The sequence below is a fragment of the Pseudomonas sp. BCA17 genome (assembly GCF_004519405.1).
GTDB lineage: Bacteria > Pseudomonadota > Gammaproteobacteria > Pseudomonadales > Pseudomonadaceae > Aquipseudomonas.
The window spans coordinates 93,409-106,499 of record NZ_SGWI01000003.1 but is presented as its reverse complement, the minus strand read 5'-3'; the positions used below and the strand labels follow the sequence as shown (position 1 = coordinate 106,499).

13 protein-coding genes are annotated in these 13,091 nt (G+C 61.2%); 5 read left to right on the top strand and 8 right to left on the bottom strand.

Features of this window, described 5'->3' with window-relative positions; all coding sequences use genetic code 11:
- Nucleotides 1–2 precede the first annotated feature (2 nt).
- Nucleotides 3–2,057, bottom strand: coding sequence for a glycine--tRNA ligase subunit beta (glyS, locus tag EXW71_RS13025; protein WP_134661110.1), 2,055 nt, complete (start codon nt 2,055–2,057; stop codon nt 3–5).
- Nucleotides 2,054–3,007 (bottom strand): glycine--tRNA ligase subunit alpha, encoded by a 954-nt coding sequence (gene glyQ / locus EXW71_RS13020; RefSeq protein ID WP_003170711.1) that lies wholly within the window; start codon nt 3,005–3,007, stop codon nt 2,054–2,056. The genes glyS and glyQ overlap by 4 nt, the downstream gene beginning before the upstream one ends.
- An 81-nt stretch (nt 3,008–3,088) precedes the next feature.
- Here glyQ and EXW71_RS13015 point away from each other — a divergent pair, with 81 nt between their 5' ends.
- Both EXW71_RS13015 and EXW71_RS13010 read left to right on the top strand, forming a co-directional pair.
- Nucleotides 3,089–3,646 (top strand): DNA-3-methyladenine glycosylase I, encoded by a 558-nt coding sequence (locus EXW71_RS13015; RefSeq protein ID WP_123716672.1) that lies wholly within the window; start codon nt 3,089–3,091, stop codon nt 3,644–3,646.
- 40 nt (nt 3,647–3,686) lie between these two features.
- Nucleotides 3,687–4,574 (top strand): lysophospholipid acyltransferase, encoded by an 888-nt coding sequence (locus EXW71_RS13010; protein ID WP_060756553.1) that lies wholly within the window; start codon nt 3,687–3,689, stop codon nt 4,572–4,574.
- Between the two features lie 123 nt (nt 4,575–4,697).
- Here the strand turns inward: EXW71_RS13010 and EXW71_RS13005 are convergent, their stop codons facing one another.
- The 5 genes from EXW71_RS13005 to def all read right to left on the bottom strand — a co-directional run bounded on the left by EXW71_RS13005 (nt 4,698) and on the right by def (nt 9,261).
- Nucleotides 4,698–5,009, bottom strand: coding sequence for a hypothetical protein (locus EXW71_RS13005; protein ID WP_134661109.1), 312 nt, complete (start codon nt 5,007–5,009; stop codon nt 4,698–4,700).
- A gap of 19 nt (nt 5,010–5,028) precedes the next feature.
- Nucleotides 5,029–6,402 (bottom strand): Trk system potassium transporter TrkA, encoded by a 1,374-nt coding sequence (trkA, locus tag EXW71_RS13000; RefSeq protein WP_123716674.1) that lies wholly within the window; start codon nt 6,400–6,402, stop codon nt 5,029–5,031.
- Nucleotides 6,403–6,424: 22 nt separating this feature from the next.
- A complete protein-coding gene (rsmB, locus tag EXW71_RS12995; RefSeq protein ID WP_134661108.1) occupies nt 6,425–7,735 on the bottom strand; it encodes a 16S rRNA (cytosine(967)-C(5))-methyltransferase RsmB in 1,311 nt (436 codons plus the stop codon).
- A complete protein-coding gene (gene fmt, locus EXW71_RS12990) occupies nt 7,732–8,685 on the bottom strand; it encodes a methionyl-tRNA formyltransferase (protein ID WP_134661107.1) in 954 nt (317 codons plus the stop codon). The genes rsmB and fmt overlap by 4 nt, the downstream gene beginning before the upstream one ends.
- A 69-nt stretch (nt 8,686–8,754) precedes the next feature.
- On the bottom strand, nt 8,755–9,261 hold the full coding sequence (def, locus tag EXW71_RS12985; RefSeq protein WP_016970668.1) for a peptide deformylase: 507 nt from the start codon (nt 9,259–9,261) through the stop codon (nt 8,755–8,757).
- A 135-nt stretch (nt 9,262–9,396) separates the two neighbouring features.
- On the opposite strand from def, the gene EXW71_RS12980 reads away from it, so the two are divergent.
- From EXW71_RS12980 to EXW71_RS12970, 3 genes are all read left to right on the top strand, one after another.
- Nucleotides 9,397–10,173, top strand: a complete 777-nt coding sequence (locus EXW71_RS12980; RefSeq protein ID WP_134661106.1) for a peptidoglycan-binding protein — start codon at nt 9,397–9,399, stop codon at nt 10,171–10,173.
- A 64-nt stretch (nt 10,174–10,237) separates the two neighbouring features.
- A complete protein-coding gene (gene dprA, locus EXW71_RS12975) occupies nt 10,238–11,332 on the top strand; it encodes a DNA-processing protein DprA (RefSeq protein ID WP_134661105.1) in 1,095 nt (364 codons plus the stop codon).
- Nucleotides 11,333–11,386: 54 nt separating this feature from the next.
- Complete coding sequence (locus tag EXW71_RS12970) at nt 11,387–11,944, top strand: L-threonylcarbamoyladenylate synthase (protein WP_134661104.1); 558 nt, start codon at nt 11,387–11,389, stop codon at nt 11,942–11,944.
- Between the two features lie 129 nt (nt 11,945–12,073).
- Here EXW71_RS12970 and EXW71_RS12965 read toward each other — a convergent pair whose 3' ends face one another.
- Nucleotides 12,074–13,051, bottom strand: coding sequence for a quinone oxidoreductase (locus tag EXW71_RS12965; protein WP_134661103.1), 978 nt, complete (start codon nt 13,049–13,051; stop codon nt 12,074–12,076).
- Nucleotides 13,052–13,091: the final 40 nt, after the last annotated feature.

Here is a 13,091-nt window from a genome sequence, read left to right as displayed (position 1 = left end):
GGTCAGCTCAGTGTCGAAATATCAGCGATGCCGATGAACAGGCCGCGCAGGCGTGCCAGCATGGCATAGCGGTTTTTCCGCACGCCGGCATCTTCGGCGTTGATCATCACGGCTTCGAAGAACGCATCCACCGGCTCACGCAAGCTCGCCAGGCGCGCCAATGCTTCGGCGTAGTTACGCTCGGCGATCAGCGGCTTCACCGCGTTTTCCGCTTTGGCGATGGCCGAGTTCAACGAGAACTCCTTGGCATCGGCAAACAGGCTTGGGTCGACGTCGGCATTGCCCAGGCCTTCGGCCTTGCTCAACAGGTTCGACACGCGCTTGTTCACGGCAGCCAGGGCTTCGGCTTCCGGCAACTTGCGGAATGCCTGTACGGCTTGTACGCGTTGGTCGAAGTCCAGCGCCGAACCGGGTTGCAGGGCACGTACCGACAGGTAGACGGAAACGTCCACGCCTTCGTCTTCGTAACGCGCACGCAGGCGGTCGAAGACGAACTCCAGCACTTGCTCGGCCAGGCCGGCTTGCTTGACCTTGGCACCGAACTGGCCGACGGCGAATACCACGGCCTGGGTCAGGTCGAGGTCCAGCTTCTTGTCGATCAGGATACGCAGCACGCCCAGGGCCGCACGGCGCAGAGCGTACGGGTCCTTGCTGCCGGTGGGCAGCATGCCGATACCGAAGATACCTACGAGGGTGTCCAGCTTGTCGGCGATGGCCACGGCCGCGCCGGTCAGGGTGCTTGGCAGCTCGGCGCCGGCACCGCGCGGCATGTATTGCTCATTCAGCGCCAGGGCCACATCGTTCGGCTCGCCGTCGTTGAGGGCGTAGTAGTAACCGGCAACGCCTTGCATTTCCGGGAACTCGCCGACCATCTCGGTGGCAAGGTCGCACTTGGACAGCAGGCCCGCCCGCGCGGCCCAGGCGGCATCACCGCCAATGCGTGGTGCGATGTAGGCAGCCAGTTTGGAAACCCGTACAGCCTTGTCATAGACGCTGCCGAGTTTTTCCTGGAACACCACGTTCTGCAGGCGCAGGTTGAAGTCTTCCAACTTCTGCTTCTTGTCTTGCTTGAAGAAGAACTCGGCGTCGGTCAGGCGCGGGCGAACGACTTTCTCGTTACCGGCGATGATCTGCTGCGGGTCCTTGCTCTCGATATTGGCCACGGTGATGAAGCGCGGCAGCAACTTGCCGTCCACGTCCAGCAGGCAGAAATACTTCTGGTTGTCCTGCATGGTGGTGATCAGCGCTTCTTGCGGCACCTCGAGGAAACGTTCCTCGAACGAGCACACCAGCGGCACCGGCCATTCAACCAGGGCGGTCACTTCATCGAGCAGGCTTGGCGGTACGATGGCGGTGCCTTCCTGCAGGCGGGCCAGCTCTTCGGTGCGTTTGCTGATCAGCTCGCGACGCTCGTTGGCATCGGCCAGCACGTAGGCGGCACGCAGGTCGTTGAGGTAGTTGCCCGGCGAAGTGATGCGTACGCCTTGCGGATGGTGGAAACGGTGACCACGGGAGTCACGCCCCGCCTTCTGGGCGAGGATGGTGCAGTCGATGACCTGGTCACCGAGCAGCATTACAAGCCACTGAGTCGGGCGTACGAATTCTTCTTTGCGAGCACCCCAGCGCATGCGCTTGGGGATCGGCAGGTCGTTCAGCGAGTCTTCGACGATGGTCGGCAGCAGGCTCGCGGTCGGCTTGCCGGTGATGACCTGGCTGAAACGCAGTTTCGGGCCGCTCTGATCGATATCGCTCAGCTCTACGCCGCACTTCTTGGCGAAACCAAGAGCGGCCTGGGTCGGGTTGCCTTCGGCGTCGAAAGCGGCCTGACGCGGTGGGCCGTCGAGGTTGATGCTGCGATCCGGCTGCTGGGTTTCCAGAGCGGTCAGCAACACGGCCAGGCGGCGTGGCGCAGCGTAGACTTTTTTCGTTTCAAACTTCAGGCCGGCGGTTTGCAGGCCTTTTTCGATACCGGCCAGGAAGGCGTCGGCCAGGGTATTGAGCGCCTTGGGTGGCAGCTCTTCGGTGCCCAGTTCAACCAGGAAATCTTGAGCACTCATTGTGCAGCCTCCAGCTTAGCCAACACTTCATCACGCAGGTCTTCGGTTGCCATCGGGAAGCCCAGCTTGGCGCGTGCCAGCAGGTAGGCTTGAGCGACGGAACGCGCCAGGGTGCGCACACGCAGGATGTATTGCTGGCGCGCGGTTACCGAGATGGCACGGCGGGCGTCCAGCAGGTTGAAGGTATGGGAGGCCTTCAACACCATTTCATAGCTCGGCAACGGCAGCGGCTGGTCGAGCTCGATCAGCCGCTTGGCTTCGCTTTCATAGAAGTCGAACAGCTCGAACAGCTTGTCGACGTTGGCGTGTTCGAAGTTGTAGGTGGACTGCTCCACTTCGTTCTGGTGGAACACATCGCCGTAGGTCACTTTGCCGAACGGGCCGTCTGCCCACACCAGGTCATAGACCGAGTCCACGCCCTGCAGGTACATGGCCAGGCGCTCGAGACCGTAGGTAATTTCGCCGGTCACCGGGTAGCACTCGATGCCGCCCGCTTGCTGGAAGTAAGTGAACTGCGTCACTTCCATGCCGTTGAGCCACACTTCCCAGCCCAGGCCCCAGGCGCCCAGGGTCGGTGACTCCCAGTTGTCTTCGACGAAACGGATGTCGTGGACCAATGGGTCCAGGCCGACATGTTTCAGCGAGCCCAGGTACAGCTCCTGGAAGTTGTCCGGGTTCGGCTTCAAGACCACCTGGAACTGGTAGTAGTGCTGCAGACGGTTCGGGTTTTCGCCGTAGCGGCCGTCAGTCGGGCGACGACTGGGCTGCACATAAGCGGCGTTCCAGGTTTCCGGGCCGATGGCCCGCAGGAATGTTGCGGTGTGGAAAGTGCCGGCGCCTACTTCCATATCGTAGGGCTGAAGTACCACACAACCTTGCTCGGCCCAGTATTGCTGGAGGGCGAGGATCAAGTCTTGGAAGGTACGCACGGCTGGCGTAGGCTGGCTCACGAAATTCACCTGTTACTTGGGCTGCGATTTAAAGAGCGGGAGTATACCCCATTCGGTCCTGCAACCACTCCCTGGAGCCTTATGCCACGCTGCTTTTGGTGTTCTGAAGATCCGCTGTACATGGCTTATCACGATCAGGAGTGGGGAACGCCGTTGCGCGATGCGCAGGGTTTGTTCGAGTTGCTTTTGCTCGAAGGGTTCCAGGCGGGCCTGTCCTGGATCACCGTTTTACGCAAACGCGAGCATTATCGAAAGGTCTTGTTCGGTTTTGATGCGCGGCGGTTGGCGAAACTGACCGATGCGGAAATCGAAGCCTTGATGCTTGATCCGGGAATCGTGCGCAATCGCCTGAAGCTCAACGCCAGTCGGCGCAATGCTGCCGCCTGGTTGGCCCTGGAAGACCCGGTGGGTTGGCTCTGGTCATTCGTTGGCGGCGTGCCCAAGGTCAATCATTTCAAGGATCGCAGCGAAGTCCCGGCGATTACTCCCGAGGCCGAAGCCATGAGCAAGGCCCTGAAAAAGGCCGGGTTCACCTTTGTCGGGCCGACCATCTGCTATGCCTTCATGCAAGCCAGCGGCATGGTCATGGACCACACCCGGGACTGCGACCGTTACGCGCAGTTGGTCAACGCCGGTTAGAATGCGCGCTTTGCGCACCACACACGATCAGGAGTGACCTGTGGAAAAGTTTAAAGGCGCCTTGCTGGTAGGCGCTCTCCGGTTATTTGCCCTGCTGCCTTGGCGCGCCGTTCAAGCTGTCGGTACGGCGATTGGCTGGATCATGTGGAAAACCCCCAACCGTTCCCGCGACACGGTGCGGATCAACCTCTCCAAGTGCTTCCCGGACATGGATCCGGCCGCTCGCGAGCGTCTGGTCGGCCAGAGCCTGATGGACATCGGCAAGTCCCTGACCGAAAGCGCCTGCGCCTGGATCTGGCCGGCCCAGCGCTCGATCGATCTGGTGCGCGAGGTCGAGGGCCTGGAAGTGCTGCACCAAGCCCTGGCGTCGGGCAAGGGCGTGGTGGGTATCACCAGCCACCTGGGTAACTGGGAAGTGCTGAACCACTTCTATTGCAACCAATGCAAACCGATCATTTTCTACCGCCCGCCGAAGCTCAAGGCGGTGGATGAGTTGCTGCAAAAGCAGCGCGTGCAACTGGGCAACCGCGTGGCCGCGTCGACCAAGGAAGGCATTCTCAGCGTGATCAAGGAAGTGCGCAAAGGCGGTCAGGTCGGCATCCCCGCCGACCCGGAACCGGCCGAGTCGGCAGGGATCTTTGTGCCGTTCTTCGCTACCCAGGCGCTGACCAGCAAGTTCGTGCCGAACATGCTCGCGGGCCACAAGGCCGTGGGTGTGTTCCTGCACGCGCTGCGGCTGCCGGATGGCTCAGGCTACAAAGTGATCCTGGAAGCGGCGCCGGAAGACATGTACAGCACCGACACCGCCACGTCCTGCGCGGCCATGAGCAAGGTGGTGGAACGTTATGTCGGCGCCTACCCGAGCCAGTACATGTGGAGCATGAAACGCTTCAAGAAGCGCCCGCCGGGTGAGGCGCGGTGGTACTGACCCGCTGCTGACTCAAAGCCGATACAACACAGAATGTGAGAGAGGGTTGCCCCCGAGAGCGGTGACTCAGTCCACATGCATGGGCTGACACGGGCTAGCGCCTTCTCACATTTTTCGATCTGCTCAGGCCTGGCGGTCGAGTTTCTTCAGGAACACCGTCATTTCTTTCTCGGCCTGCTTGTCGCCGTGGGCCTGGGCCGCTTCAATCCCTTTCTCCCACGCCAGCCGCGCCGCAGCGTTATCACCCAGTCCCGCCTGTGCCTTGCCCAGCAACTTCCACGCCGCCGAATACTTCGGGTCAAACTCGACGCACTTGCGCAAATGTTCCGCCGCCTTGGCGTTGTCCTTCAAGTCCAGATAACCCTTGCCCAAACCAAAGCGCAGCAAGGAATTATCCACACCCTTGGCGAGCATTTTCTCCAGGGAATCTAGCATGCTGGTGTACTCCGTTGTGTCAGAAAAAGCTCAGCCCCACGTGGAACAACTTCTCCACATCGCGGATATGCTTTTTATCCACCAGGAACAGAATCACATGGTCGCCCGTGGCGATCACTGTGTCGTCGTGGGCGATGATCACTTCTTCATCACGAATGATCGCGCCGATAGTTGCACCCGGTGGCAGGCCAATATCGCGGATGGCCTTGCCGATCACCTTGCTCGACTTCGCATCACCGTGGGCGATCGCCTCGATGGCCTCCGCCGCGCCCCGGCGCAGGGAATGCACGCTGACGATATCGCCACGGCGCACATGGGCGAGCAAGGTGCCAATGGTGGCCAGCTGCGGGCTGATGGCGATATCTATGTCACCCCCTTGAATCAGGTCGACATAGGCCGGGTTGTTGATGATGGTCATCACCTTCTTCGCCCCCAGCCGCTTGGCCAGCAGGGAAGACATGATGTTGGCTTCGTCATCGTTGGTCAGGGCCAGGAAGATATCCGCGTCGGCGATGTTTTCTTCCAGCAGCAGATCGCGATCCGAGGCGCTGCCTTGCAGGACCACGGTGCTGTCGAGCGTGTCGGACAAATACCGGCAGCGTGTCGGGCTCATCTCGATGATCTTGACTTGATAACGGCTTTCAATCGCCTCCGCCAACCGTTCGCCGATCTGCCCACCCCCTGCGATCACGATGCGTTTGTAGCTCTCATCGAGCCGGCGCATTTCGCTCATCACTGCGCGAATATTCGCCTTGGCTGCGATGAAGAATACCTCGTCGTCAGCTTCGATCACTGTATCGCCCTGGGGCAGGATCGGTCGGTCGCGACGGAAAATAGCCGCTACGCGGGTTTCCACATTCGGCATGTGCTCGCGCAGCTGGCGCAGTTGCTGGCCAACCAGCGGGCCGCCGTAGTAAGCCTTCACCGCCACCAGTTGCGCCTTGCCTTCGGCGAAGTCGATCACCTGCAAGGCGCCGGGTATCTCGATCAGGCGCTTGATGTAGTGGGTCACCACCTGTTCCGGGCTGATCAACACGTCCACCGGAATCGCGTCGTTGTCGAACAGCCCCGCACGGGTCAGGTAGGCCGCTTCACGCACGCGAGCGATCTTGGTAGGGGTGTGAAACAGAGTGTGGGCGACCTGGCAGGCGACCATGTTGGTTTCGTCGCTGTTGGTCACGGCGACCAGCATATCGGCATCGTCGGCACCGGCTTGGCGAAGCACCGTCGGGAACGACGCGCGGCCTTGCACGGTGCGGATGTCCAGGCGGTCGCCAAGGTTGCGCAGGCGCTCGCTGTCGGTGTCGACCACGGTGATATCGTTGGCTTCGCTGGCCAAATGTTCGGCCAGCGTACCGCCGACCTGCCCTGCCCCAAGGATGATGATTTTCATCCGGTCACTCCCTTAAAACCATTCAGCCGCGCGCGGCGGCGATCTTGATCAGTTTGGCGTAGTAGAAGCCATCGTGGCCGCCTTCCTGTGCGAGCAATTGGCGACCGTGGGGCTGCTTGATACCGGCAGCCGTGGCAAGGTCCAGTTCCCGCGCGCCGCTGGTGCGGGCGAGGAAGGCCTGGATCACCTCGGTGTTCTCGGTGGGCAAGGTGGAGCAGGTGGCGTAGAGCAAGATGCCGCCGACTTCCAGGGTCGGCCACAAAGCGTCGAGCAGTTCGCCTTGCAGCACGGCCAGGGCCGCGATGTCGTCGGGCTGGCGGGTCAGCTTGATGTCGGGGTGACGGCGGATCACGCCGGTGGCGGAACAGGGCGCGTCCAGCAGGATACGTTGGAAGGGTTTGCCGTCCCACCAACTGGCGGTGTCGCGGCCGTCGGCAGCGATCAGGTCGGCATTCAGGCCCAGGCGTGCGAGGTTTTCACGCACACGTACCAGGCGCTTGGCTTCCAGATCGACCGCGACCACTCCCGCCAGGCCCTGTTCGACTTCCAGGATATGGCAGGTCTTGCCGCCTGGTGCGCAGCAGGCGTCGAGCACGCGTTGGCCGGGAGCCAGGTCGAGCAGGTCAGCAGCCAGTTGTGCGGCTTCGTCCTGCACGCTGATCCAGCCGTCGGCAAAACCCGGCAGGCTGCGTACGTCGGTGGCAGCCTCCAGCACGATACCGTCGACGCTGTACACGCACGGCGTGGCGTTGATGCCGGCCCCGATAAGCAATTGCAGGTAGGCATCGCGACTGTGGTGACGACGGTTGACCCGCAGGATCATCGGCGGATGCGCGTTGTTGGCGGCACAAATGCTTTCCCATTGCTCGGGCCAGAAAGCTTTCAGGGCTTTTTGCAGCCAGCGTGGGTGCGCGGTGCGCACCACCGGGTCATGCTCCAGCTCGGCCAGCAGCGCTTCGCTTTCGCGCTGGGCACGACGTAATACGGCGTTGAGCAGAGCCTTGGCCCAGGGTTTTTTCAACTTGTCGGCGCAACCGACGGTTTCACCGATGGCGGCGTGGGCCGGCACGCGGGTGTAGAGCAACTGATAGAGTCCGACCAATAGCAGCGCTTCCACATCCGCATCGGCTGCCTTGAACGGTTTTTGCAGCAGCTTGGCCGCCAGTGCCGACAAGCGCGGCTGCCAACGGGCCGTGCCGAATGCCAGGTCTTGGGTGAAACCGCGATCGCGGTCTTCGACCTTATCCAGCTGGGTGGGCAGTGAACTGTTCAACGAAGCCTTGCCGTTGAGAACGGCGGCGAGGGCCTTGGCGGCGGCCAGACGCGGGTTCATTGGGCGACCGCCCCGAGAACCGTACCCACGGAAAATTTCTCACGACGGCTGTTGAACAAGTCGCTGAAATTCAGCGCCTTGCCGCCGGGCAACTGCAGGCGTGTCAGGCACAGCGCCTGTTCACCGCAGGCCACCAACAGGCCGTCTTTGCTGGCACCGATAATTTCACCGGGAACGCCTTTGCCATCGGCCAAGGTGGCGGCCAGTACCTTCAAGGCTTCGCCATTGAGTGTGCTGTGGCAGATCGGCCAGGGATTAAAGGCGCGCACCAGTCGCTCCAGTTCCACGGCCGGGCGGCTCCAGTCGATACGGGCCTCGTCTTTATTCAATTTGTGCGCGTAGGTGGCTAGGCTGTCGTCCTGTACTTCACCTGGCAGGGTGCCAACGGCGAGGCCGGTGATGGCTTGGATTACAGCCGGTGGGCCCAGCTCGGCGAGACGATCGTGCAGGCTGCCACCGGTGTCTTCGCCGGTGATCGGGGTAGTGACTTTGAGCAGCATCGGCCCGGTATCCAGGCCCGCTTCCATGCGCATCACGGTCACACCGCTTTCGCTGTCGCCCGCCTCGACGGCCCGCTGGATTGGCGCCGCACCGCGCCAGCGTGGCAGCAACGAGGCATGACTGTTGATGCAACCCAGCCGTGGAATATCCAGCACCGCTTGTGGAAGGATCAAGCCATAGGCCACGACTACCAGCAGGTCCGGCTTCAGAGCGGCCAGGTCGGCCTGGGCCTCGGCATTACGCAGGGTCGGAGGTTGCAGCACAGGAATGTTGTGCTCCAGCGCCAACTGCTTGACCGGGCTTGGCGTCAGTTTTTGCCCGCGCCCGGCCGGGCGATCCGGCTGGGTATACACCGCGACGATGTCATAGGGGCTGGCAAGCAGCGCCTTGAGGTGTTCGGCTGCGAATTCGGGAGTGCCGGCAAAAACTATGCGCAGTGGCTCGGTCATGGGAGTTCTCGGTTAAAAACAGTCACAAAAGAAAAAGGCTTGCCGCAGCAAGCCTTTGGAAGAAGGGCATCAAGCTTGCTGGCGATGCTTTTTTTCCAGCTTCTTCTTGATTCGGTCGCGCTTGAGCGTGGACAGGTAATCGACGAACAGCTTGCCGTTGAGGTGGTCGCATTCATGCTGGATGCACACCGCCAGCAGACCATCGGCGATCAACTCGTAGGGCTTGCCATCACGGTCCAGGGCCTTGATTTTCACGCGCAGCGGGCGTTCGACGTTTTCGTAGAACTCCGGCACCGACAGGCAGCCTTCCTGGTATTCGCCCATTTCTTCGGTCAGCGGTTCGAACTCGGGGTTGATGAACACCCGTGGTTCGCTGCGATCTTCCGACAGGTCCATGACCACGACGCGCTGATGCACGTTGACCTGGGTGGCGGCGAGGCCGATGCCCGGGGCTTCATACATTGTTTCAAACATGTCATCGACCAACTGACGAACCTTGTCGTCCACTACGGCCACCGGTTTGGCGATCGTGCGCAGGCGCGAGTCGGGGAATTCGAGGATGTTCAAAATAGCCATAAGCGTAATTGCTGCACATGTGAGGTAGAGGCAAATCGGCGTTGGGATGGACCCAGACAGCCGGTGTGAAACGCTCAAAAGCCGCGGAGGCTATGGCATTTCACGCGAACGCACATAATAAAGGAGATTGACCCCATGAGGAAATCGCTACTCGTCTTGCTGCTGTGGGCCCCGTTTGCCACGGCCCTTATTCCCCAGCCTGCACAGCGGCTGGATCAACCGACGCAACAGGCAATCCAGCGCTTTTTATTGCACAACCGCATTCTCGATACGCCCCAGGATCTGGACCGTGCGCCTTACATTGTCGCGGCAGAAGCAGGACGGGTGTTGGGCGCCAATGGCGAGCGGGTGCATGCCCGGGGCTCTCTCGATCCGTCCCAGGCAAGCTATGGGATTTTTCGCCGCGGTAAAACCTATACCGACCCACACACTCAAGAACTGCTGGGCGTCAATGCGGACGATATCGGCACCGCACGCTTTGTGATGGCGGGTGATCTCACCACCCTGGCCGTGCAGCGAGTGACCCAGGAGGTTCGTCCAGGCGACCGTTTGTTGAGTACCGAACGCCCTGTCGAGCTGACAAGGTGGGAAGCTGCAGAACCGACCGCTTTTATCGAAGGCCAGATCATTGATATCCCCAAGGGCGTCACTCAGATTGGCGTGCTCGACGCGGTAACCCTGAATAAAGGCCGGCGCGACGGGATGGTCGAAGGCCAATTGCTCACCGTGATCAAGAGCGGCTCCACCGTCCGCGACACCCTCACCGGGGCGCCCACGCAACTTCCCGACGAACGTGCCGGCACCTTGGTGGTGTTTCGCACCTTTGAAAAGCTCAGTTACGGCCTGGTGCTCAGTGCCTCGCGTTCACTGGCGGTGATGGACCGTTTCGTGACTGCCCATCAAATGCAATGAATAGCCTGCTAAATAAGTTACCAACAGAGTTATCCACAGCTTGTTCCGATCAAGGATGATCAAGATGTATCCGATAAACAGTGATGAAATTTCCCCTGCCGAACTGGAAGCGCGACTACGCTTGCACAGGCTGCCGGAACTGGGCCCCAAGCGTTTTCGCGTGTTGATCGAAGCGTTTGGTTGCGCTTCAAAGGCCATCAGTGCACCTGCCAGCGCCTGGCGGTCCCTCGGGTTGCCAGCCGTCAGTGCCGAGGCTCGGCGCAGTCCTGAAGTTCGTGATGGTGCGAGTGCCGCCTTGGCCTGGTTAGCCGGCCCGGCCCAGCATTTGCTGATGTGGGACCAACCTGAATACCCCGCGCTACTCGCTCAGATTGACGATGCTCCCCCGTTATTATTCGTCGCCGGCAACCCTGCGATCCTGGAAAAACCCCAACTGGCAGTGGTCGGGAGCCGTCGCGCCTCCCGCCCCGGCATGGACACGGCCGCTGCGTTTTCTCGCAGCCTGGCGAGTGCTGGCTTCGTTATCACGAGCGGCTTGGCATTGGGCATAGACGGCGCGGCGCACCAAGCGGCATTGGAGGTAGGCGGCCAGACAATCGGCGTGCTGGGCACGGGGCTGGAAAATTTTTATCCACAGCGGCATCGCAGGCTCGCCGCGGCGATGATAGAGCAAGGCAGCGCCGTAGTTTCCGAGTTTCCGCTGGATGCGGCCCCTCAAGCGGGCAATTTTCCCCGGCGCAACCGGATCATCAGTGGCTTGTCGCTGGGTGTGCTGGTGGTCGAAGCCAGCATGGCCAGCGGTTCGCTCATTACCGCACGGCTGGCGGCCGAGCAAGGGCGAGAGGTGTATGCGATCCCTGGCTCCATTCATCATCCTGGTGCCAAGGGCTGTCATCAGCTGATCCGCGATGGTGCTGTGTTGGTCGAAACCATTGAGCACATTCTGGAAGGTTTGCGCGGGTGGCAGGCCCTGTCACGCCCTGCCCCCATACCGGTCACTCACCCACTGGTGGCGTTACTGCATGCCGCGCCTCACACCAGCGAAGGCCTGGCGGTTGCCAGCGGCCGGCCATTATCCCAGGTGCTGGCGACGCTGACGGAGCTGGAGCTCGAAGGCCAAGTGATCTGCGAGAGTGGCCGCTGGCTCGCGCGCCCCTAGGTTTTGTAAAGAAGATCGGTAAACTGCGCAGAGCTTTAGTCCGGAGAATGAGCAATGGTCAACAGGTGGCGTGTGTTGGAAGCCGCACGAGAAATTCGCGCAGGCGCGGTGATTGCCTATCCGACCGAGGCGGTTTGGGGCCTGGGCTGCGACCCGTGGAACGAAGAAGCGGTGGACCGGCTGTTGGCGATCAAGAACCGCTCTGTGGATAAGGGGTTGATCCTGGTGGCGGACAATATTCACCAGTTCGATTTTCTGTTTGAAGATTTCCCGGATACCTGGATCGAGCGTATGGCCAGCACCTGGCCGGGGCCGAATACCTGGCTGGTACCCCATCAGGGCCTGCTGCCTGAGTGGGTGACCGGTGTGCATGACACGGTGGCCGTGCGGGTCAGTGACCATCCGTTGGTGCGGGACTTGTGCTCGCTGGTAGGGCCGCTGATTTCGACGTCAGCCAACCCTCAGGGCCGCCCGGCGGCGCGCACGCGGCTTCGTGTGGAGCAATATTTCCGTGGCCAGGTGGACCTGGTGTTGGGGGGAGCCCTGGGTGGGCGCAAGAACCCGAGCCTGATTCGCGATTTGGCGACGGGTGAGGTCGTGCGGCCTTCCTGATACTGGGGTGTGGCTTTCGCGAGCAAGCCCCTCCCCCGGTCGATCGATCTCCAACTGGAGGCGCGCGGTCAGACAGGGAAGCGGGCTTGCTTGCAATGAGGCCCTTCAAACCGCCAAGTGTCTTAAATGTTATGGCAACAGAATGGTCGACCCGGTGGTCCGCCGTCCCGACAACGCTGTCTGTGCCTTCGCCGCTTCAGCCAGTGGATACCGCTGGTTGATATCAATGCGCACCTTGCCGCTCTTGATCATCGAGAACAGATCATCGGCCATTGTTTGCAGGTTTTCCGGGTTGTTGGCATAGGTCGCCAGTGTTGGACGGGTCACATACAGCGAACCCTTGGCCGCCAGAATCCCCAGGTTCACCCCCTCTATTGCGCCCGACGCGTTACCGAAGCTCACCACCAACCCGCGTGGCGCCACGCTGTCCAGCGAGGTCAGCCAGGTATCCTTACCGACGCCGTCGTACACCACCGGTACTTTCTTGCCGTCGGTCAACTCCAGCACGCGTTGTGCGACGTTTTCCTTGCTGTAGTCGATGGTTTCCCAGGCGCCAAGGGATTTGGCCAGGGCGGCTTTTTCCGGTGAACTCACGGTGCCGATCAGCTTCACGCCCAGGGCTTTGGCCCATTGGCAGGCCAGGGAGCCCACGCCTCCTGCAGCGGCGTGGAACAAAATGGTTTCGCCGCCTTTCAGTTCATAGGTCTGGCGCAGCAGGTACTGCACGGTCAAGCCCTTGAGCATGGCGCCCGCGGCTTGTTCAAAGCTGATGTCGTCCGGCAGGTGCACCAGGTTGGCGGTGGGCAACACATGCAGTTGGCTGTAGGCGCCCAGCGGGCCGCTGCCATAAGCCACACGGTCGCCGACCTTGAATTGAGAGACTTCACTGCCTACCGCATCGACAACCCCGGCACCTTCGGCGCCCAATCCCGATGGCAATGCCGGCGGCGCATACAGACCGCTGCGGAAATAAGTGTCAATGAAGTTCAGGCCGATGGCCTCATTACGTACGCGAACCTGTTGCGGGCCCGGCTCTGCGGGCGTGTAGTCCACATATTCAAGCACTTCGGGACCGCCATGGGCGCTGAACTGGATACGTTTGGCCATCTGCACTTCTCCTTAAGATTGAATCGCGTAGCCCGCTATC

What these genes read in the sequence shown, in the direction of transcription:
- glyS (WP_134661110.1), bottom strand. Translation starts at nt 2,057, where the DNA reads ATGAGTGCTCAAGATTTCCTGGTTGAACTGGGCACCGAAGAGCTGCCA.
- EXW71_RS13015 (WP_123716672.1), top strand. Translation starts at nt 3,089, where the DNA reads ATGCCACGCTGCTTTTGGTGTTCTGAAGATCCGCTGTACATGGCTTAT.
- EXW71_RS13005 (WP_134661109.1), bottom strand. Translation starts at nt 5,009, where the DNA reads ATGCTAGATTCCCTGGAGAAAATGCTCGCCAAGGGTGTGGATAATTCC.
- trkA (WP_123716674.1), bottom strand. Translation starts at nt 6,402, where the DNA reads ATGAAAATCATCATCCTTGGGGCAGGGCAGGTCGGCGGTACGCTGGCC.
- rsmB (WP_134661108.1), bottom strand. Translation starts at nt 7,735, where the DNA reads ATGAACCCGCGTCTGGCCGCCGCCAAGGCCCTCGCCGCCGTTCTCAAC.
- fmt (WP_134661107.1), bottom strand. Translation starts at nt 8,685, where the DNA reads ATGACCGAGCCACTGCGCATAGTTTTTGCCGGCACTCCCGAATTCGCA.
- def (WP_016970668.1), bottom strand. Translation starts at nt 9,261, where the DNA reads ATGGCTATTTTGAACATCCTCGAATTCCCCGACTCGCGCCTGCGCACG.
- EXW71_RS12980 (WP_134661106.1), top strand. Translation starts at nt 9,397, where the DNA reads ATGAGGAAATCGCTACTCGTCTTGCTGCTGTGGGCCCCGTTTGCCACG.
- dprA (WP_134661105.1), top strand. Translation starts at nt 10,238, where the DNA reads ATGTATCCGATAAACAGTGATGAAATTTCCCCTGCCGAACTGGAAGCG.
- EXW71_RS12970 (WP_134661104.1), top strand. Translation starts at nt 11,387, where the DNA reads ATGGTCAACAGGTGGCGTGTGTTGGAAGCCGCACGAGAAATTCGCGCA.
- EXW71_RS12965 (WP_134661103.1), bottom strand. Translation starts at nt 13,051, where the DNA reads ATGGCCAAACGTATCCAGTTCAGCGCCCATGGCGGTCCCGAAGTGCTT.